17 protein-coding genes and 1 tRNA gene are annotated in these 20,903 nt (G+C 35.6%); 13 read left to right on the forward strand and 5 right to left on the reverse strand.

What is annotated here, in order from left to right; all coding sequences use genetic code 11:
- Positions 1-58: 58 nt before the first annotated feature.
- Positions 59-1,519 carry a sodium:solute symporter gene (locus WJN01_RS11560; RefSeq protein WP_445197320.1) on the forward strand — a complete coding sequence of 487 codons (1,461 nt, stop codon included), beginning with the start codon at positions 59-61 and terminating at the stop codon, positions 1,517-1,519.
- Here WJN01_RS11560 and WJN01_RS11565 read toward each other — a convergent pair.
- Positions 1,490-1,849 (reverse strand): CoA-binding protein, encoded by a 360-nt coding sequence (locus WJN01_RS11565; RefSeq protein WP_445197321.1) that lies wholly within the window; start codon positions 1,847-1,849, stop codon positions 1,490-1,492. The two genes, WJN01_RS11560 and WJN01_RS11565, sit on opposite strands and share 30 nt — an antisense overlap.
- A 147-nt stretch (positions 1,850-1,996) precedes the next feature.
- Here WJN01_RS11565 and WJN01_RS11570 point away from each other — a divergent pair, with 147 nt between their 5' ends.
- A complete protein-coding gene (locus WJN01_RS11570; protein ID WP_445197322.1) occupies positions 1,997-4,468 on the forward strand; it encodes a TonB-dependent receptor in 2,472 nt (823 codons plus the stop codon).
- Between the two features lie 478 nt (positions 4,469-4,946).
- Here the strand turns inward: WJN01_RS11570 and WJN01_RS11575 are convergent, their stop codons facing one another.
- A complete protein-coding gene (locus tag WJN01_RS11575; protein ID WP_445197323.1) occupies positions 4,947-5,951 on the reverse strand; it encodes a 3-oxoacyl-ACP synthase III family protein in 1,005 nt (334 codons plus the stop codon).
- A 166-nt stretch (positions 5,952-6,117) separates the two neighbouring features.
- On the opposite strand from WJN01_RS11575, the gene htpG reads away from it, so the two are divergent.
- The 9 genes from htpG (at position 6,118) to WJN01_RS11620 (ending at position 17,793) form a co-directional block, all read left to right on the forward strand.
- Positions 6,118-8,028, forward strand: a complete 1,911-nt coding sequence (gene htpG, locus WJN01_RS11580; protein WP_445197324.1) for a molecular chaperone HtpG — start codon at positions 6,118-6,120, stop codon at positions 8,026-8,028.
- Positions 8,029-8,274: 246 nt separating this feature from the next.
- Positions 8,275-9,585 carry an OmpP1/FadL family transporter gene (locus tag WJN01_RS11585; protein WP_445197325.1) on the forward strand — a complete coding sequence of 437 codons (1,311 nt, stop codon included), beginning with the start codon at positions 8,275-8,277 and terminating at the stop codon, positions 9,583-9,585.
- Between the two features lie 119 nt (positions 9,586-9,704).
- Entirely contained in the window at positions 9,705-12,815 is a 3,111-nt protein-coding gene (gene lacZ, locus WJN01_RS11590; protein WP_445197326.1) for a beta-galactosidase, LacZ type, read from the forward strand.
- 200 nt (positions 12,816-13,015) lie between these two features.
- On the forward strand, positions 13,016-13,627 hold the full coding sequence (locus WJN01_RS11595; RefSeq protein WP_445197327.1) for a YkgJ family cysteine cluster protein: 612 nt from the start codon (positions 13,016-13,018) through the stop codon (positions 13,625-13,627).
- A gap of 70 nt (positions 13,628-13,697) precedes the next feature.
- The gene (locus WJN01_RS11600; protein WP_445197328.1) at positions 13,698-14,906 is read left to right on the forward strand and encodes an outer membrane beta-barrel protein; all 1,209 of its coding nucleotides are present in this window, start codon (positions 13,698-13,700) and stop codon (positions 14,904-14,906) included.
- Positions 14,907-14,921: 15 nt separating this feature from the next.
- On the forward strand, positions 14,922-15,557 hold the full coding sequence (locus WJN01_RS11605) for an MOSC domain-containing protein (RefSeq protein WP_445197329.1): 636 nt from the start codon (positions 14,922-14,924) through the stop codon (positions 15,555-15,557).
- A gap of 64 nt (positions 15,558-15,621) precedes the next feature.
- Complete coding sequence (locus WJN01_RS11610) at positions 15,622-16,002, forward strand: hypothetical protein (RefSeq protein WP_370476764.1); 381 nt, start codon at positions 15,622-15,624, stop codon at positions 16,000-16,002.
- Positions 16,003-16,034: 32 nt separating this feature from the next.
- On the forward strand, positions 16,035-17,276 hold the full coding sequence (locus WJN01_RS11615; protein ID WP_445197330.1) for a DEAD/DEAH box helicase: 1,242 nt from the start codon (positions 16,035-16,037) through the stop codon (positions 17,274-17,276).
- 13 nt (positions 17,277-17,289) lie between these two features.
- Complete coding sequence (locus WJN01_RS11620) at positions 17,290-17,793, forward strand: cupin domain-containing protein (RefSeq protein ID WP_445197331.1); 504 nt, start codon at positions 17,290-17,292, stop codon at positions 17,791-17,793.
- On the opposite strand, the gene WJN01_RS11625 is transcribed toward WJN01_RS11620, so the two are convergent.
- Positions 17,790-18,467, reverse strand: a complete 678-nt coding sequence (locus tag WJN01_RS11625) for a M15 family metallopeptidase (protein WP_445197332.1) — start codon at positions 18,465-18,467, stop codon at positions 17,790-17,792. The genes WJN01_RS11620 and WJN01_RS11625 overlap by 4 nt on opposite strands.
- Positions 18,468-18,506: 39 nt before the next feature.
- On the opposite strand from WJN01_RS11625, the gene WJN01_RS11630 reads away from it, so the two are divergent.
- A complete protein-coding gene (locus WJN01_RS11630; protein ID WP_445197333.1) occupies positions 18,507-19,100 on the forward strand; it encodes an alpha-ketoglutarate-dependent dioxygenase AlkB family protein in 594 nt (197 codons plus the stop codon).
- A gap of 559 nt (positions 19,101-19,659) precedes the next feature.
- Complete coding sequence (locus WJN01_RS11635; protein WP_445197334.1) at positions 19,660-20,364, forward strand: DUF4369 domain-containing protein; 705 nt, start codon at positions 19,660-19,662, stop codon at positions 20,362-20,364.
- Between the two features lie 66 nt (positions 20,365-20,430).
- Here the strand turns inward: WJN01_RS11635 and WJN01_RS11640 are convergent.
- Positions 20,431-20,504, reverse strand: a tRNA-Thr gene (locus tag WJN01_RS11640).
- 61 nt (positions 20,505-20,565) lie between these two features.
- The gene (locus WJN01_RS11645) at positions 20,566-20,835 is read right to left on the reverse strand and encodes a hypothetical protein (protein ID WP_445197335.1); all 270 of its coding nucleotides are present in this window, start codon (positions 20,833-20,835) and stop codon (positions 20,566-20,568) included.
- Between the last annotated feature and the right edge of the window lie 68 nt (positions 20,836-20,903).

Here is a 20,903-nt window from a genome sequence, read left to right on the forward strand (position 1 = left end):
AAATTAGCTTTGCTCCCTTAACTTATTTTGTATTTTGGCGAAATAAACATAAGGTTTTATGACTGCAACTCAAATACTATTATTAATCGCCGCCTACTTTACAGTTTTAATTTTAATATCCTATTTTACCGGAAAAGAAGACTCTAACGATGCCTTTTTTAAAGCGAACAAATCGGCACCTTGGTATTTGGTTGCTTTTGGAATGATTGGGGCATCGCTCTCAGGGGTAACTTTTATTTCGGTTCCTGGAATGATCGGCGGTCAGCAGTTTGCTTATATGCAGGGGGTATTCGGGTTTTTTGTCGGGTATTTGTTCATCCTACTTATTCTTTTACCAATATATTATAAACTCAATGTAACATCAATTTATCAATACCTCGAACAGCGTTTTGGAACAGTTAGTTACAAAACCGGTGCATTTTTCTTTTTGCTTTCGCGGGTTACTGGTGCATCATTTAGGTTATTTCTAGTGGCATTAGCGATGCAATACATTGTTTTTGAAAGTATTGGCATCCCTTTTTGGGCTACTGTTGTTATTTCCATTTTATTGATTTGGATTTATACAAATAGAGGTGGAATTAAAACTATCATTTGGACCGATACATTACAAACACTAGCAATGTTGACCTCAGTTGGTGTCGCCATTTATTTGATAAATGAAAAATTGGATTGGAATTTTGTTGGGTTTTTAAATTCCTATGAGTTTTCTGAAAGAGGAAAAATATTCTTTTTTGACAATCCCAACTCTACAACCTATTTCTGGAAATACTTTATTGGTGGTATTTTTATTGCTATCGCCATGACAGGATTAGACCAAGATATGATGCAAAAAAACCTAACCTGCAAAACCCCTTATGAATCCAAAAAAAATATGTTCACTATGGCTACATTACTCATTTTTGTGAACTTTTTCTTTTTATCACTTGGAGCTTTATTATTTATTTATGCCGATAAATTTGGATTACATATACCTATTGTTGATGGTAAAACCAGAACCGATTTACTATTCCCAGAAATAGCAATGAACCAAGGTTTGGGCACAGGACTGGCTATAACGTTCATTATCGGTTTAATCGCGGCGGCATACTCTAGCGCTGATAGCGCATTAACCTCCCTAACCACCTCATTCTCTGTTGATTTTTTAAACATTGAAAAACTCCCTAAAGAACAACAAAAACCCCTGCGCAAAAAAGTGCATGTTGGCGTTTCTATACTATTAATCCTTGTCGTAATTTTCTTTAATACTTTAGAGGGCAACGTAGTAAGCAACCTTTTCAAATTCGCCACGTTTACTTATGGTCCACTTTTAGGGTTATTCGCTTTTGGTATTTTAACAAAATACCAAATCAAGGACAACTACTCATGGATTATTGGTTTAGTTTCCATAATTATAAGTTATTTAATAACCCTTCTGCCTGAAAGTGTTATTGGCACCTATAAATTTCACTGGGAAATTTTACCGCTAAATGGACTTATTACATTTATCGGTTTAATATTGATTCGTAGCAAGCAACACTAGTGTACAAGCTTCTTCAAATGGAATATTTTTATCTTTTAAAATTCTGTAAAACTTGGGGTTTTCTGTTCCGGGATTAAAAATTACTCGCTGCGGATTTAACGAAATAATATAGTTGTAATACTCTTGCTGACTTTTTGATTTCAGATATAACGTTACCGTATGTATGCCTTTATACGGCATGAGTTCTGTATCAATTGAAATTCCCGCAACCTCACCTTTCTTTAAACCAAACGCAACAACTTCAATGTGGTTTGCCACCAACCGTTGTATGGCGTAGTTGGAATATCGATTGGGTTTTAGCGAAGCACCCAGCACCAAAGTTTTTTTCATCTTTTTAAATTAAAATAAGTATTGAAAGCCAAATTCCCATTAGGGGCTTTTTATGTTAAAATGCTGTTAATTGTCCTAAATATAGTAACAAGATTTAAAATTCCTCGTCTTGTAAATAATCATCAATCAAAAAATCAATCAAACCAAATGAAAAGAGTTCTCTTTTTGTGCCTATTATTGTTTTCAATTTCCATTAAGGCACACACTAAAAATCCCGATCCAGAAAACGCAAAGTTAGGCACCATAACTGGCACCGTTTTAGACGCTGCTTTACAACAGCCCTTACCCTATGTTAATGTAATTATCAAAAATCCTTCAGGCGAAACCGTCACAGGTGGAATAACTTTAGACGATGGCACTTTTGCAATTGAAAAAGTTGAAGAAGGAAGCCTCATTGTCAGTATTCAATACATCGGTTACAAAACAATTAACAAAAATATTGCTGTTGGAAAGAACAACTACAAAATAGATTTAGGAAATATTTTTCTTGAGGAAGAAGCGGAAGGCTTGGATGAAGTTACCGTAATTGCCGAAACCTCAACCATCCAACAAAAGGTTGATAGAAAAGTGATTACCATTGGAAAGGATTTGGCAGCCGCTGGAAGTGCCTCAGAACTTATGGTTGGTATCCCATCTGTTAGTCTTGATGCCCAAACAGGAGATATTAGCCTTCGCGGAAACCAAAATGTTCGTGTTATGGTTGATGGCAAACTATCCAACATCCCAACGGCTCAGTTGCTTAAGCAAATTCCTTCTACAGCAATTAAATCTATAGAATTAATTACCAATCCTTCGGCCAAATATAATCCGGAAGGCATGAGTGGTATCATCAATATAATACTTCATAAAAATACGTTGATTGGCTTTAATGGTGATGTTAGCATTGGCCTTACCCACCAAATTGAAGCCAAATTCAATAGCGCTGTCAACCTAAATTACAGAAACGGAAAGTTTAATTTTTACGGAAGCTACAGCAACAATATTTCCAAAAACCAAAATAGGGGAATTGTTAATAGGCCAGAAAACAATTCGGAGCAGTTCTTTAAGTTTTTAGATAAAAGAAATTCCCACTTATTTAAGGTTGGAGTTGACTATTACCTGGATGAAAAAAATACGCTCTCTGTTTTCACCACCCAGAACCCTTCGGTAAATAGTACCCGCGGAAAAACAGATGCTTTCTTTTACGATGACCCCTCTTTTAATCAAAGTCAACTTTTTCTATCGGAAAGTGACAATACCTCGTCGCAATATAATTTCGATTATAAACACGATTTTTCAAAAGATGGGCACAATATAGAACTGGAAGTAGATTACAATGATTTTATTGATGACAGACCTGCCGATTTCATTTTTCTTTTAGGTTCCAATCAAGATTACAGGGATTTTAACGATACCAAACGAAAAAGCACAACTATCAATTTAGATTATGTAAATCCGCTTACGGAAACCTCAAAATTGGAATTGGGTTTGCAGGCTCGCTTATTTAATTCAGATATAAAATACGCATCAACAGGTGAATCCCTAAACGCTAGTGGTGTTTTAAGACCCACTCCCAGTACAAATTTTGATTATACCAGAGATATTTACTCGGCATACGCGACGTTCAGCAAAGAAATTGGAAAATGGTCATACCAAGTAGGTGTGCGGGCCGAAAATGTTATAGAAGATGCCGTTGCGCTTTCGTCTGAAGCTGAGAGCACCGAAACTTTTAAAAATGACTATGTTCAAGTATATCCATCTGCATTTTTAACCTACACGGCTTCAGAAAAAAATTCATATCAATTAAGTTATAGTCGACGTGTTGATAGACCCGGGATTGGCCAGGTTAACCCCATAAAAGAGTGGAGTACCCCACTAGTTTCCTCCTATGGAAATATTAACTTAAAACCGCAATTTACCAACTCGGTAGAAGCCAACTATACACGCACATTGAATGAACGTAAGGGCACTGTAACTGCTGGTGTTTTTTACAGAAGGATTACAGACGATATTAACAGAGCGTTGTTCATTGACAGAACCGATGTTACTTCTGGGCGAGTGATATTGACCCATGATAATTTTGATGACGTTTCGGCTTATGGCGTTGAACTTTCATCGAATTACAGACCGGTAAAATGGTGGAACATAAACTCAAGTTTTGATTTATATTCCCAAGTTAATAGAGGTATTGCAGAAAACCTAACGGCTCCCATAGAAACCGCTACAATTGATGATATTGAAACCAAAATAGATGAGGTTGACAACGTTGCGTGGAACTTTAGAATGTATAACAATTTCAGTTTAAACAAAACTATTTCGCTAACTGCTTTTGGTTTTTACCGTGGCAAGAACAAAAGCATACAAATATTAAGGGAGCCTATGTATTTTGTAAACCTAGGTGCCCGTATTAGTTTTTCTGAAGGCAAAGGAACCTTAAGCTTCAACTACAACGACATATTCAATACCATGGAATTTGCATTTAACGGTAGCAAACCATTTCCTCAAATTGGTGCCTTTAATTGGGAAAGCAACACATGGAATGTTAGTTTGTCCTATAGATTCGGTGGTGGTAAGTACAGAGCTAAATCAAGAAAACAAAGGGACAATAACGTGGAGTCTAGCGGCGGCGGTTTCATTTAAGAAAACAAATAATATTTAATACTCAGCATATTAGTAGTTGATGGTTAGTGTACATGCTGATATTAAATAAAAACCCCTAAAACTAGTTAGTTTTAGGGGTTTGATTTTACTCAATTCAAGGCATTGGTTTCTTAAATGTTAAAATTTTTTCTTTACACAATAAAAATCAGTAACTTACGTTATAAGTTCATACAATCTAGCCAAACACGAATAATAATTATTTAGAGTTAGTCATCTACACATTTCAAAATTCGTATTTAAAGATTAGTATAATAAAAACTCGAAGCATTTGGCTTCGGGTTTTTTTTATCTGTTAAAAAAAGTTAAATCTTAAAATTCCGTGCAATAATATTGGACTTTTAACGTCTAATATACTAAGATTCTTCACATTAGTGTTAGTTGAAGTTGATTAATAGCTAGAAAAACCCGAAACTTTACAGTGTCGGGTTTTTCGTTTTTTGGTGATTTCAGGAATGAATTAACTCCATTTAATAATAGCGCTTGCCCAAGTGAATCCACTACCAAAAGCAGCCAAAACCACATTATCCCCAGGTTTTATTTTACCTTCTTCCCAAGCTTCAGTAAGTGCAATAATTACAGAAGCCGCTGTGGTGTTTCCGTACTTCATGATGTTATTGAAAACTTGGTCCTCGCGTAACCTAAATTTTTTCTGTATAAATTGAGCTATCCTTAAATTGGCCTGATGTGGAATGAGCATGTCAATATCTTCCTTTTTCAATCCGTTTTTCATTAAACCTTCCATAATTACTTCGCTAAAACGGACAACGGCATGCTTAAAAACAAAAGTGCCATCCATATATGGAAAATAGGACGTATCGTCTGGGTTCTCCAAAATTTCTGGAACCCAATGGGCAATACTTGGCCCTTCAACCATCAATTTATCGGCATACTTTCCTTCGCTGTGCAAATGGGTTGACAAAATGCCTTTAGTTGTGTCTTCTTCCCTTGAAAGCACGCAGGCCCCCGCGCCATCACCAAAAATAACGGTTACGCCCCTACCCCTTGTTGTTTTATCCAACCCGTTACTATGATATTCTGCTCCTATAACCAATATATTCTTGTACATGCCTGTTTTTATAAATTGGTCGGCCACAGAAATGGCATACACAAATCCAGAGCATTGGTTTCTTACATCCAGGGCACCAACTGTTGGCATATCAAGCATATCTTGAATTTGAACGCCACAGCCAGGAAAATAGTAATCTGGACTTAAGGTGGCAAACACAATAAAATCAATACCATCCTTGGTTAAACCAGAACGCTCTATGGCCATTTTCGCCGCTTTAGCACCCATAACCGCAGAGGTATCATTACTTCCTTCTTTTATCCACCTGCGTTCCTGAATGCCTGTCCGCTCCTGAATCCATTCATCATTGGTATCCATCATTTTGGACAAATCATCATTGGTCACCACGTTGTCAGGAACATATTTACCTAAACCTATAATTTTAGAATTGTACATAACTTTTTTTCGTTTAGTCATACAAAATACAACAACTACCAATATTTTCAAATTATAAAATTTAAAATAAAATCATTTTTAATGCCAGTTTGTCACCTTTAAGTAATTGGCATTTTTGTTGCCTTATGAGGAGCATATCAAAAACAACAATAAAACATTATAAATCATGACAAAAGGAAACATTAATGTATCGGTAGAGAATATCTTTCCACTCATTAAAAAATTCTTGTATAGCGACCACGAAATCTTTTTACGTGAGTTGATCAGTAATGCTACCGATGCCACGCTTAAACTAAAACATTTAACCAGCATTAGTGAAGCAAAGGTTGAATATGGCAACCCAAAAATTGAAGTTAAAATAGATGAAAAAGGAAAAAAACTTCACATTATAGACGAAGGTGTGGGTATGACAGCCGAGGAGGTTGAAAAATACATTAACCAAATTGCGTTCTCTGGTGCGGAAGAATTTTTGGACAAATACAAAGATTCAGGAAAAGACACCGGTATCATTGGCCATTTTGGTTTAGGGTTCTATTCTGCCTTTATGGTTGCAGATAAAGTTGAAATCATCACCAAATCATATAAAGATGAACCTGCAGCGCATTGGACTTGTGATGGTTCTCCAGAGTTTTCATTAGAGCCTGACGAAAAAACGGAGCGAGGTACTGAAATTATTTTACACATTTCTGAAGGTGAAAAAGACTTCCTTAAAGAAAGTAAAATCAGAGAACTTTTATTGAAGTATAATAAGTTCATGCCCATTCCAATCAAATTTGGAACAAAGGAAATAAACGATCCTGATCATGAACCGGCAACAATCACAGACAAAGATGGCAAGGAAACTAAAGAGCCGCAAAGAAAAATAACAGTTGATAACATTATAAATAACCCAAACCCAGCTTGGACCAAGCAACCTACCGATTTAAAAGATGAAGATTACAGCAGCTTTTATCGTGAGTTGTACCCTATGCAGTTTGAGGAGCCTTTATTTCACATCCATTTAAATGTAGATTATCCATTTAATTTAACAGGGATTTTATACTTCCCAAAGCTGTCCAACGACATGCAAATCCAGAAGGATAAAATACAATTGTACCAAAACCAAGTATTCGTAACCGATAATGTAGAAGGCATCGTTCCCGAGTTTTTAACTATGCTTCGCGGTGTTATAGATTCTCCTGACATTCCGTTAAATGTATCGCGTTCTTACTTGCAAGCCGATGGTGCCGTTAAAAAGATTTCATCATATATCACCAGAAAGGTGGCCGATAAGTTAAAATCATTGTTCAATAACAATCGTGAGGATTTTGAAAAGAAATGGGACGATATTAAAATCGTAATTGAATACGGTATGCTTTCCGAAGAAAAATTCTTTGAAAAAGCAGAAGCGTTTGCACTTTACCCAACGGTTGATGGTAAATATTATACTTACGAAGAGCTTTACAACAAAATTAAAGCGAAACAAACCGATAAAGACGATAAATTAGTGATTCTTTACGCTTCAGATAAAGATGCTCAGCACAGTTATATTGAAGCGGCCAAAGCGAAAGATTATGAGGTATTGCTGCTGGATTCTCCTATAGTTTCACATTTAATCCAAAAGCTTGAAACTAGTAAAGAAAATATTTCTTTTGCACGCGTTGATGGCGACCATATTGATAATCTAATTAAAAAGGATGACACGACCATTTCGAAATTGGATGACGACCAAAAGAAAGAATTGGATGAATTGTTGAAAGAAGTTATTCCTTCTGAAAAATTCATGGTACAATTGGAAGCTATGGACAGCAACGCGAATCCGTTCATCATTACCCAACCTGAGTTTATGCGCCGAATGAAAGAAATGCAACAAACTGGCGGTGGCGGTATGTTTGGTATGGGCAATATGCCAGAAATGTATAATTTGGTGGTGAACACCAATCACGAATTGGTAGGCGAAATTTTAAACACCAAAACCAAAAAGAAACAAGAGCGTTTAATAAACCAAAGTTTAGATTTGGCGCGCTTGTCTCAAGGTTTATTGAAAGGTGAAGAGCTTACAAACTTTATCAAACGTAGCTACGAAATGATAAAATAAGTTTAGCGTCATGCTGAACGTGTTTCAGTATCTCACAAATAATAAAAACCACTTTGTTTTCACAAAGTGGTTTTTATTTTCCCCTAAGGAGAACTACTTATTCTTAATGGCATTTAAAAGCAAATTCATGATATATATCATTTAAATATTTCCTTGGCTACCATACTTTTGATTTCAAACTCGAGCGGAAAAACCATGTGTTATTTTGAACTTCAAACTTAAAGTAATACAACTAAATATATCATCATGAACTCATTTATACCAAAGTTTTTGTTTTTATTATTTTCGATTTCATCATTAGCTCAATCTGGACACATCATGCAAGGGGTAGGCTCTGTTAATATGTCTATGGGGGGCGCCGCAACGGCCCAGCCGTTGGACATTTCAGGGGCGCTACAATGGAACCCAGCCACTGTTTCCACATTTGACGGAACCATCTTAAATTTTGATATTGGGCTTTTCTTTTCATCTCCTACTTTATATTCTACAGTACCAGAATTTGATAATTCGGGGCAGCCAACAGGAAATTTCTTTTCTGGAATGACAGAAGATGACAGAGGTATTTCCCCAATGCCTGCTTTAGCTCTTGTTTGGGGCAAAGAAGACAGCAAACACACTTTTGGTTTTTCCGCTTTTGGCATTAGCGGTTTTGGCGTTACATTTCCAGAAAGTATGACCAACCCTATTAATATGCCCCAAAGCATGGGTGGGTTTGGCAGAATTGAATCAGATTATATGCTCCTACAAATTGGGCTTACCTATGCCTATGAAATAAGCGATAAGTTTTCAGTGGGTGTTCAACCCACATTCAACTTCGCCTCCTTAGAACTCATGCCAAACCCTACTGCAAATCCCAACGGGTCTGGCTACCCATCTACCGATAAAGCCACAGCAACAGGAATTGGTGCACAAATAGGCTTATTCTATGATAGCAGAACTGGCTTCAAAGCAGGTGCTTCTTATAAAACCACACAATCATTTCAGGATTTTGAATTTAATAATGTTCATTTAGATAATTCAACGGCCAGCAATTCATTTAACATGGATTATCCAGCTATTTATTCAGTGGGATTAGGCTATTCTAAATCTGATTTTGACATCGCTTTAGATTACCGTTTGGTAGATTATGAAAACACAGATGGTTTCTCCACAACAGGTTGGACACAAACGGCATCGGTTAAAGGATTTGGTTGGGAAAATATAGATATTATTTCAGTCGGTGTTCAGTACAAGGGTGTTGAAAAATTACCGCTTCGCCTTGGTTATACTTATAGCTCAAATCCTATAAATGAAGACGTGGCATTCTTCAACATTCCGGCAACAGCTATTATAAAAAATGCTTTTCAATTTGGTTTAACCTACGAAGCAAGTGAGCGTTTTTCTTTAAATGCCATGTATCATCATGGTGACAGCGGTGGTAAAACATCAGGACAAATTCTAAATCCTATGTTTGCACAAAGCTACCCACCTTATGGAGCTATACCAGGAAGCAACGTATCTTATGACATGACGACCGATTTGGTTATGGTTGGCTTTAAATACATTTTTAATAAATAAAACATAAGATAAATCCATTTCTATAGTTTATTAAGAATGTATTAAACCGCTTTGTTTTCACAAAGCGGTTTTTTTTGCGCAAGATTATAGTACATTTAAACAAAATTCAGAATTACCACATGAAATCATTAAAAATCTTTTTCCTTTTATTCATTCTGTCTCAAAACATTATTGGACAAAATGATTGGGAAAATCCAGAAATCTTCAAACAGAACAGAGAAAATGCCCATGCCTCATTTTACCCTTATTCTACTCATGAGAGCGCAATGGAAAGTGCCCCTAAGGAAGAGGAGTATATTCATTTTTTAAATGGAAAATGGAAATTCCAATATGCACCCAAAGCGTCAGAAAGAAATCTGGATTTTTACAAAGTAGGTTATGATGATAGCAATTGGGATGAAATTCCTGTACCAGGAAGCTGGGAGATGTACGGGTACGGTTACCCTAATTATACCAATGCAGACTATCCTTTTGACAGAAATCCACCGTTTATAAATGAAGCTCAAAATCCAGTTGGGTCCTATATTACTTACTTTAATTTACCTGAAACATGGGACAACAGAGAAATCTTCATCCAATTTGGGTCTGTAAAATCGGGTTACTACATTTGGGTGAATGGGCAAAAAGTTGGTTACAGCCAAGATTCTAAGTTGCCTTCAGAATTCAATATTACACCTTACTTAAAAGCTGGAAAAAACAAAATTGCCGTTCAGGTATTCCAGTTTACTGATGGAAGCTACCTCGAAGACCAGGATTTTTGGCGCCTATCTGGTATTCAAAGAGATGTTATTTTATTGGCCAGGCCCAAAACACACATTAATGATTTCTTTGCAAATGCATCACTGGATAAAAACTATGAAAACGGCATATTTAATCTAGAGGTTGATATAAAAAACACCCAGAAAAAGAAAGGAAAATATACCATTGCCTATCAAATATTAGATGATTCAGGGAATCAAATTGATGGCAACCAATCTTCTTTCGAGATGGGCAAAGGCACTAAAAAGATTAATTTCAGTGCTGAAATTACCAACGTTAAAAAATGGTCTGCCGAAACTCCCAACTTGTACAAACTAGTTTTAAGCCTGCATAACAAAAAAGGAGAATTGATAGAATCCACCACTATCAAAATCGGGTTTAGAAATTCAGAAATTAAAGGCGGACAACTATTGGTAAATGGCAAACCTATTCTTCTGAAAGGTGTAAATAGGCATGAACACAATCCTTATCACGGACATGTGGTAAACGAACAGGACATGATAGCCGACATCAAAACGATGAAGTTATTTAACATTAATGCCGTTAGGACATCCCATTACCCAAATGACCCGACTTGGTATAGGCTCTGCGATGAGTACGGACTATATGTTTATGATGAAGCCAATATCGAGTCGCATGGTATGGGCTATGAACCAGAACATACGTTAGCCAATAATCCTGCTTGGAAAGCAGCGCATGAAGAACGAATAGTCAATATGGTTGAAAGAGATAAAAACCATCCATCGGTTATTGTTTGGAGCATGGGAAACGAAGCCGGCACAGGACCAAACTTTTTAGCGGGCTATAATGCCATAAAAAAATTGGATGCTAGCCGCCCTGTACATTATGAACGCGCCGAAAGAATGACCGATTTAAAAGAACGGCACACAGATATCCAAGGCTTTATGTATGCGGAGATTGAATATATAAAAAACAGATGGTTGGAAACAGATAAAGAACGCCCTTTTATTTGGTGTGAATATTCACATGCCATGGGCAATAGCAATGGCAATTTTCAGGAGTATTGGAACTTGGTTTATTCGCATCCACAATTACAAGGTGGTTTTATTTGGGATTGGATGGATCAAGGTTTGGCCAAATACGATGAACAGGGCAAAAAATTCTGGGCTTATGGCGGTCATTTTGAACCCGAAGGCGTGCACCACGATGGCAACTTCTGTTTAAACGGTATTGTTGACCCCGACCTAAAGCCACACCCTGCGCTATTTGAGATAAAAAAGGTTTACCAAAATATTAAGTTCAAAAATATTGATGCCTCAAAAGGACTGATAAGTATAAAAAATGATAATTTCTTTACAAATTTGGATGGCTACATGGTTAAATGGGAACTTTTAGCCAATGGTACCGTTGCCAATTCTGGGGAATTTAAGCCCGTGGGCATTGCACCGCAATCTGAAAAAGAGTTTACCATAGAATTTTCATTGCCCGATAACAACAAAGAATACTTTTTAAATCTTTATGCCGTTCAAAACGATTTCAATTATTTGATTCCGTACGGCCATAGTGTAGCCTCAGAACAGTTTGGGCTAAATGAATTTGTGCCCTCCGCAAATAAATTAGAGCGTTCCGCTCCTATAAATTCAGCAGAAGATGAAAACAATATAATCATCTCAGGGAATACTTTTACCGCCAGTGTTTCTAAACAAACGGGAATGTTAAGTTCATATATGCTCAATGGCTACGAATTGATAAAGGAACCTTTGGCATTGGATTTTTGGAGAGCGCCTACCGATAACGATTTTGGAAATAAGCTCCAGGAACGTGCTGAAATTTGGAAGCAAGCCGCCAATGAATTTGTTTTGAAGGATATTGAAACCAAAAAAGTGTCAGAATCAGAAATTATAGTAAGTACAACGTTCCATAACCCACAAATTGATGGCCATGTTTCCATTACTTATACCATAAAAGGAAATGGGCAAATCAATGTCAATTATAGTTTTAAAGCCAAAAAGGAGGATTTACCTGAAATTCCAAGAATTGGTTTAAAACTTCAACTCCCAAAGGAATTTGACAACCTAATCTACTACGGTCGCGGTCCATGGGAAAATTACATAGACCGGAACACAGCGGCTTTTGTTGGACTTTACAACTCTAAAGTTGCCGACCAATATGTAGCATACAACCGACCACAGGAAAATGGGCATAAATCGGATGTACGTTGGCTGAGTTTAAAAAATCAATACGGATTGGGATTAAAATTTATGGCGTATAACGAAGTTTTGGAGTTTAATGCATTGCACAACAGCACTTCCGATTTTGACCCCGGAAAGCAAAAATTACTTAGAACAACTGCCGATATTACTGAAAAAGATTTTGTTGAACTTCATATTGACCATAAAATGATGGGTGTTGGTGGTGACAACAGTTGGGGTGCAAAACCACACCCAAAATACATGTATTATGCTGATAAAGTTTATGATTTTGGTTTCACCATAATACCAGAAATCTAAAATATATTGAATTTAAAAGACATTGCAGAATCGACTTATTTCGTCGTTAATGTATCAGATTGATTGGCTAATTTCGTAAAGACATAAACCACTAAACCCCAATTGCTTATATTTTAATTTTTCCTTAAAAAAAGAAATAGACACCGTAACAACCAATCGAAAAATAAATTACATTCGCGAAAAATATCGAGGCGTCATTTATGTCCATAGAGCGAAAAGTAAAGTTGATAGAAGGTCTATTCGAGCAACTTGATTCAGAAATCTTTACATTTCAAAATAAAACAAAATTGCAATGCATATCGGGCTGTGGCCAATGCTGCAACAACCCAACTATGGAAGCTTCGCCGTTAGAGTTTTTACCTTTGGCTTTTAATCTGTTTTTAACTGGAAAAGCCGAAACCACACTTAAAGAATTGCAAAGCAAACAAAACCCGAGCATTTGCCATATATACAACCCCTTAAACATAGTTGATTATGCCGCGGGGCAATGCAGCAATTATAAATATCGTGGGCTAATATGCCGGCTTTTTGGGTACGCCGCATCTCGAGATAAATACGGCAAACAACGTTTGGTTACCTGCAAAATCATTAAAGAAAACCAACAAGGCATTTACCAAGATACCACGGAGGCCATTAACAACGGGCTGTATCTACCCATGTTTACAGACTACTACATGCAGTTGTCCCAAATAGATTTTAAGTTGGGAAACATGATTGTGCCCATAAACAAAGCCTTAAAACTGGCAATTGAGGAAGTGCTGCAATACTACGCCTACAGACCTTTCCCAGGTGGGTTGGAAAAAATAGCTTAGTTTTTTTGCTATTTCGTTTTTGTGAGATTTTATTTGCTTATATTGGCATTCATTAATTTAAACACCTAAAATGAAAAACCAAATCATACTTATTTTTACAACTATTTTAAGCTTAAACTGTTTTTCGCAAATTTCTTTTGAAAATGGTTATTATATTGATAATAATAATCAAAAAATAAATTGTTTGATCAAAAACGTCGTTTGGGAAAACAATCCAACCGAATTTGAGTATAAATTAGATGAAAATGTCGAAACCAAAACGGCAGTCTTAAAATATGTGAAAGAATTTGGAATAAACAACACTTCTAAATTTATCAGAGAAATTGTAAATATTGATAGATCTAGTGAAAAAATCAATAAAATCAGTATTGAGAAAAACCCCTTATTTAACAAAGAAGAAGTTTTTTTAAAAGTACTGGTTGAAGGTAGTGCTAATTTATACATGTTTAGAGACAAGGATGTAACGAGGTTTTTTTACAGTAAGGAAAACTCTAATATCAAACCATTGATTTTCAAATCCTACATAACTCAAAATGACAAAATTGCCAAAAATCATCATTTCAAACAGCAATTGTGGAATGATTTAAAGTGCCCAACTTTAACTACTAACAAAATAGAACGTGTAGATTATCACAAAGATGAATTAGCAAATATTTTTACAGAATATAATAAATGCAACAATCAAGAATATACGAATTATGAAGCAAAAAAGAACAAAGATTTTTTTAACCTAAGCATAAGGCCAGGTATTAACAAATCAACCCTTGCCATTCAAAATAATTTAATTAATAATGTGAATACCGAATTCGGTAACGATTTAGCTTTTAGATTTGGGATTGAAGGCGAATTTATTTTGCCCTTCAGAAATAATAAATGGAGCATTATCGTGGAACCAACATACCAATATTTTAAATCTGAAAAAACATTACCCAACAGAACCGCTAATGTAGATTACACATCTGTTGAATTACCTTTTGGCTTAAGGCACTATTTTTTTCTTAATGATAATTCCAAAATTTTCATCAATTGTTCTTATTCTCTTGATTTTAATAAAAAAAACTCAATTATTGAATATAATAGTACCAAAGCTGGTTATAGTTCATTTGATTTAAATATAAAATCAGGAAGTAATCTGGCCTTCGGAATGGGGTACAAATATAACGACAAATACAGCTTAGAATTGAGATATCAGACCAAAAGAGATGTATTGAGTAGATATATATACTGGGCCACCGACTATAATACAGCATCGTTAATATTTGGATATACGGTATTCTAAATCATCAAACCCCTTATGCAAATTACATCAACCAACATAGCAAAACCTAAAACCATCATTTGGAGAAAAAAAGAAGTGGTTACCGGTATTTATAAAACCCCAACCAACGCCCCTATTTTTTTGGGCAAGAGTGATGTAAAAGATGATGAAGTAACCGACAGAAAATACCATGGAGGCGAGTTTAAAGCGTGTTATTTGTTTTCTGAAGATTATTATGGCTATTGGAAAAACTTGTACCCCAATTTAAAATGGAATTGGGGCATGTTTGGGGAAAACCTAACCGTTTCCGGTCTTGATGAAACAAAGATTTTTGTTGGCGATATTTATAAAGTTGGAGAAGCCAAAATACAAATAACCCAACCGCGCGAACCCTGTTTTAAATTAGGTGCCAAATTTGGCAACCAAAACATTTTAAAAAAATTTATAGCACACGGCCACCCTGGCACCTATATTCGGGTTTTGGAAGAAGGTTATGTAAAACCTGGCGATACATTTACGCTTGTTGAAAGACCTGAAAACAGCCTAACAACGGCGCAACTGTATCATTTAATTTTTGCCAAAACCAAAGATAAAGACCTGCTTAATCGTGCTACAAAAAACAATGCTTTACCCGAACGCGCACGAAAGGAATTTATGGGCTTTTTAAAATAGAATTTTTCATTTTATACGGCAATTTGTCGCCCTTTTAAAATCATTTTTTTTGTATCTTTAGGATATGCAAACCCTCACTACAAAATTAAAACTCAAAAAGTTTAAAGACATTTATATTTTGAATGTTCCGGACAATTTTGAGGAAATATTCGCCAAAATTGAGCACAATGAATCTTTGGTCATCACCTCTTGTGTAGAATGTGCCATTGTGTTCACCGAAAGCAAAAATGAGTTTATGGAGCAAATGCTTACGCTGTTTCCAAGGCTCATGGATTCTTCGGTGCTTTGGGTATTTTACCCCAATGAAACCACCTTGAGCGAAATAGGCAATCTGCACAAAGAGTTTGATTGGGATTTTTTAGGCGATTACCGTTTAAAGCCGGCTAAACTTCTTCATGTGGACAATACCTGGAATGCCATGAAAATAAAAAAAATCCTCTCTTAAAATTGGGTTATCTTTGCGGCAAAACATTTTAAATGTCCTTTAAAGACTTACAATTAAACAGGCCCATTTTAAGGGCTGCTGCAGAAGCTGGTTACGATAACCCCACATTGGTTCAAGAAAAAACCATTCCGCTGGTTTTAAAGAAAAAAGACCTTATTGTTTCGGCGCAAACCGGAACGGGAAAAACTGCTGCTTTTGCACTTCCTATACTTCAATTATTGATTGACGACCAAGACGCTCCTAGAAACGGCAAAAAAATAAAGGCGCTTATCGTCAGCCCCACTAGGGAACTGGCCGTACAGATTTACGATAACTTTAAAGCATATAGTACATACACCAACTTAAGGTCTACCGTGGTTTACGGTGGTACATCTATTGAGCCACAAAAAGACGTACTGAAAAAAGGCGTTGATATTTTAATTGCCACTCCCGGCCGATTGCTCGATTTACACAAGCAAGATGTTGTAAATCTTGATTATGTGGAAATTCTGGTGCTGGACGAAGCCGACCTCATGTTAGATATGGGCTTTATTGATGATGTTAGAAAAATTGAACGTCTTTGCCCCAAAGAAAAACAAACACTTCTGTTTTCGGCTACCATTCCGCACAAAGTGGAATTTTTGGCAAATACCATTTTAAAAGACCCAGAGCGCATTGAAGTGACACAGAATGCATCAACCTCAAAAGATGTTGACCAATTGCTATATTATGTTCCGAAACGAAATAAAATGGAACTGTGCTTGCATTTATTGCGCAATACTATTAAAGGGCATATCATCATTTTTAGACGTACAAAGTTTGGCGTGGATAAATTAGAGCATACGTTATTAAAAAATGGCTACAAAGTCAATACCATTCACGGCGATAAAAGTCAGACGGCACGACAAGAGGCATTAGATCAATTCAAAAAAGGTGAAACCAATATTTTAATTGCTACCGATGTGGCCGCACGTGGTATTGACATTGATGATTTAGATGCCGTAATAAATTTTGATTTGCCCAATGTACCCGAAACCTATGTGCATAGAATTGGCCGAACGGCCAGAGCAGGAAATTTAGGAAAGGCGTATTCATTATGTTCTGCCGACGAAAAAAGTTATGTACAAACAATACAGCAACTTATTCAACTTCAAATAGATGTAGTGGATGACCACCCTTATCCGCTGGATCCAAAAGCAAAACCGATAGTCCATAAATCCAAAAAAACGGGAAGCAAACACAAAAAAGGTAGAAAAAGTGAAGCTTCCAAAAAGAAAAAGAAACGCTGGTACTAAACAATATTTTATAATGGAGGAGGCAAAAAAAATAGCTGAACAACTGAACATGCAACCTCACCCGGAGGGTGGATATTTTAAAGAAACATACAGAAGTTCTGGTGAAATAACTCCGGAAAATCTCGGTTCTGACTTTACTGAAAACAGAAACTTTTCTACCTGTATCTATTTCTTATTGACTTCAGATACGTTTTCTGCTTTCCACAAGATTAAACAAGATGAAATTTGGCATTTTTACAAAGGCTCTCCAATAAAGTTGCACATCATTTCCGCAGAAGGTGAGTATAGCTCGGTAATTATTGGAAATAATTTAGAAAAAAATGAAATTCCTCAATTTGTTGTAAAAGCCAAAGATTGGTTTGCTGCTGAAGTTACCAATAAAGATTCTTATTCGCTTCTTGGGTGCACAGTTTCCCCTGGATTTGATTTTAGGGATTTTGAATTGGCAGAACGAAATGCATTGATTAGCAAATTCCCAAAGCACAAAACAATTATTGAAAAACTTACCAGAAGCTAAATAGGTTTTGGCACAATAGGAAAATCAAAATAAGTATTTGGGAATGGTTCCCAGCGCAAAGTAAAATGCCACCACTCTTTGGGGTAATTTCTAAAACCATGTTGAAGCATTATTTTTTGCAATAATTGCCTGTTGGCCTTTTGTTTTTTGGTAATAGCTTCATAATCAACCCAAGATTGTTCCCCAAAAAAGTCATAAGCACTGCCCATATCCAAAGGTTCTCCTGTATTTCCATCAATTATGGTTAAATCTACCGTGCTGCCTTTGCTATGGCCAGATCTAGTTGCTATGTATTCTTCCTTAAACAAATTACTCTTCTTAACATCAGGATAAAATTTATGTTTGTTAATGGTGTCATTCAAATCTCTTGCCCAGCGAATAAAGTGGTTTACGGCACGTTGTGGCCTATAGCCATCATAAACTTTTAAACACAGATTTTGATCTTGCAAGGCCATATGCACTTTCTTCAGAGCCATAGTAGCTTCAATAGTAAGTATGAGCCTGTTGGTTTCATACCCATCTATTGACTTTCCCACAAAATTGTTTGAACCGTAATAACGCAATTCTACATCTAAATCAGGAATACTATCTTGCACGTAAACAAAGCCTTCCGGCAATTGCGCAACTGAATTAAACCCCAGCAACAAGAATAAAAAAAGAAAAGTGTGCTTCATTTTATGTATGGATTATGCTAAATTAGAAAATAAAAGATAATGAGGCTGAATCCCTGCATAAATTTAGAATTGAAAGATGCCGATGTTATTTATTACCCAAATTTCTTCAGTACCGACGAAGCTGATGGTTTTTTTAATAAGCTTTTAAAGGATATCCAATGGAAACAGGACAACATTACTGTTTTTGGCAAAACATTTGAACAGCCAAGACTTACCGCTTTTTATGCAACCAACAACAATAGCTACACCTATAGCAATATAAAAATGAAGCCTTTGCCTTTTGAAGGCGAATTGCTTGCAATCAAGAACATAATTGATGAAGAATTAAAAATAGGGTTTACCAGCTGTTTGGCAAATTTGTACCGTTCTGGAAAAGATAGCAACGGTTGGCATGCCGATGACGAAAAAGAACTTGGTAAAAACCCAGTTATTGCCTCAATATCTTTTGGGGCCGAGCGTATTTTTCATATAAAACATAAAAATGATAAATCTTTGAAAGCCAAACTGGTTTTGCAACATGGCAGCCTTTTATTGATGAAAGGAGAAACGCAACATAACTGGCTGCACCAAATACCAAAAACCCAAAAAGATATCGGAAAACGGATTAATCTGACCTTTAGAATTATTGCATAAAAAAACCGGGTTCCCTCAAACCCGGTTTCTTTTCAATTTGCTTTTTAATATTATGATGTCAGATTTGGGGTCTCCTTATCAACAACATAATGCAAATATTAATTAATTAATCCATTGAACTAAAAAGTGTGTTATTTAGTACACTCCAAAGATATAATTATTAAATATTAACTAACGACAAAATACACTAAAAATCGATTAAATGCATAAAATTTTAACATTTAAAGATGAAAATATGCTTATCGTCGACGAAATGCATGTTTTTTCAATAGCTAAAAAACTAAAAACAGACCATTTTAAAATTAAAGAAGCATCCAAAAAAGGATGCTTCTTTACTAACTAACCAACCAAAATATGAATTACAATTCTTCAGTTTAAAGTAACCACTCAATAAACTAACTACTTGAATGTAATCATTTACTAAATAGCAATACCCGTGCCAAACTTTGTTGGTTAATTTCGTTTTATGATTTAATTAACAATTAAAAATAGTTTTATGCCAACTAGTATTTAAAATATAATTATAGGATATTTGCTCCGTCAAAAAACAAATCACTTCATGCAAAGAATTTCAATTTTGTTGCTAGCCCTTATAATTATAGGCTGTAGCAACAACCAAAATGATTTAACAGTAAAAGTAAACATCAAAGATTTAAAAAAGGGAACCGTTTATCTAAAGAAAACAATAGATACCAACTTGGTTACTATGGATTCCATCGTCATTAATGGCAACCCTACTTTTGAACTTTATAGCCCAATTGACACTCCCGAAGTTTTCTTTTTGTACTTAGATAAAAATAGTACTGTTGAAGATAGAATTTCCTTTTTTGCGGATAAAGGAATCACCGAAATAAACACAACTTTAAAAAACTTCGTTTTTGATGCCAAAATTAATGGTTCGGCACAGCAAAAAACTTTAGAGGAATACCGATCTATTATTTCTAAAATTAATGATAGAAAACTAGATTTGATAAAGGAAACTTTTGATGCGCAAAGAGATGGCGACTCCGTTAAAATTGATTCTTTGGAAAAAGAATCCAAAAATATTTTAAAGCGAAAATATCTTTATACCATTAATTTTGCCATTAGTCATGGTGATAGCGAGGTGGCTCCATATTTGGCGTTGACGGAAATCTACGATGCAAAATTTAATTTCTTGGACACCATAAACAAATCGTTGACACCAAAAATTAAAGAATCCAAATACGGGAAAGAATTAAATGAGTTTATTGAACAAATAAAAATAAACGAAAATATAGAATAGAATCTATATCAGAAATAAGCATAAAAAAAGACCTTTCAGATTTGAAAGGTCTTTTTTTATTTTCTGAGCCGATGGAGGGGCTCGAACCCACGACCTGCTGATTACAAATCAGCTGCTCTAGCCAACTGAGCTACATCGGCTTATTTAACGGCTGCAAATATAATCTCAAAAACAATATCTGCAACAAATCCGCTAAAAAAATTATCCAAGCTTATTAATTTTTTCAATTAATGCTTTGCCTTTTTCTTCTAGCTCATCTTTAATGGCATTAAAATGGCCTTTGGGATTCTCTACATTTTTAGCATTCACTTTTGCAATAAGTTCGTCAAAAGTTTCAATGGCTTCATCAATAATAGCCTCGCTCTTTTTTGTGTCTTTATCCGTGTTTGAATATTCCCAAACATACACTGCCTCTATAATATCACCTAGAACGTAATTTATATCCTTTTTTAAATCTCTAACGTTTGCCATGTCTTAATCATTTTAATTTTAAACAAAAATAGCTAATATTTTGGTATAAAGTTCCAGAATTTGTAGGA

The sequence above is a fragment of the Tamlana sedimenti genome, assembly GCF_038148895.1.
Classification (GTDB): domain Bacteria; phylum Bacteroidota; class Bacteroidia; order Flavobacteriales; family Flavobacteriaceae; genus Tamlana.

Excerpts from the sequence above, each read along its gene's own strand:
- WJN01_RS11560 (WP_445197320.1), top strand. The coding sequence starts at position 59 with ATGACTGCAACTCAAATACTATTATTAATCGCCGCCTACTTTACAGTT.
- WJN01_RS11565 (WP_445197321.1), bottom strand. The coding sequence starts at position 1,849 with ATGAAAAAAACTTTGGTGCTGGGTGCTTCGCTAAAACCCAATCGATAT.
- WJN01_RS11570 (WP_445197322.1), top strand. The coding sequence starts at position 1,997 with ATGAAAAGAGTTCTCTTTTTGTGCCTATTATTGTTTTCAATTTCCATT.
- WJN01_RS11575 (WP_445197323.1), bottom strand. The coding sequence starts at position 5,951 with ATGTACAATTCTAAAATTATAGGTTTAGGTAAATATGTTCCTGACAAC.
- htpG (WP_445197324.1), top strand. The coding sequence starts at position 6,118 with ATGACAAAAGGAAACATTAATGTATCGGTAGAGAATATCTTTCCACTC.
- WJN01_RS11585 (WP_445197325.1), top strand. The coding sequence starts at position 8,275 with ATGAACTCATTTATACCAAAGTTTTTGTTTTTATTATTTTCGATTTCA.
- lacZ (WP_445197326.1), top strand. The coding sequence starts at position 9,705 with ATGAAATCATTAAAAATCTTTTTCCTTTTATTCATTCTGTCTCAAAAC.
- WJN01_RS11595 (WP_445197327.1), top strand. The coding sequence starts at position 13,016 with ATGTCCATAGAGCGAAAAGTAAAGTTGATAGAAGGTCTATTCGAGCAA.
- WJN01_RS11600 (WP_445197328.1), top strand. The coding sequence starts at position 13,698 with ATGAAAAACCAAATCATACTTATTTTTACAACTATTTTAAGCTTAAAC.
- WJN01_RS11605 (WP_445197329.1), top strand. The coding sequence starts at position 14,922 with ATGCAAATTACATCAACCAACATAGCAAAACCTAAAACCATCATTTGG.
- WJN01_RS11610 (WP_370476764.1), top strand. The coding sequence starts at position 15,622 with ATGCAAACCCTCACTACAAAATTAAAACTCAAAAAGTTTAAAGACATT.
- WJN01_RS11615 (WP_445197330.1), top strand. The coding sequence starts at position 16,035 with ATGTCCTTTAAAGACTTACAATTAAACAGGCCCATTTTAAGGGCTGCT.
- WJN01_RS11620 (WP_445197331.1), top strand. The coding sequence starts at position 17,290 with ATGGAGGAGGCAAAAAAAATAGCTGAACAACTGAACATGCAACCTCAC.
- WJN01_RS11625 (WP_445197332.1), bottom strand. The coding sequence starts at position 18,467 with ATGAAGCACACTTTTCTTTTTTTATTCTTGTTGCTGGGGTTTAATTCA.
- WJN01_RS11630 (WP_445197333.1), top strand. The coding sequence starts at position 18,507 with ATGAGGCTGAATCCCTGCATAAATTTAGAATTGAAAGATGCCGATGTT.
- WJN01_RS11635 (WP_445197334.1), top strand. The coding sequence starts at position 19,660 with ATGCAAAGAATTTCAATTTTGTTGCTAGCCCTTATAATTATAGGCTGT.
- WJN01_RS11645 (WP_445197335.1), bottom strand. The coding sequence starts at position 20,835 with ATGGCAAACGTTAGAGATTTAAAAAAGGATATAAATTACGTTCTAGGT.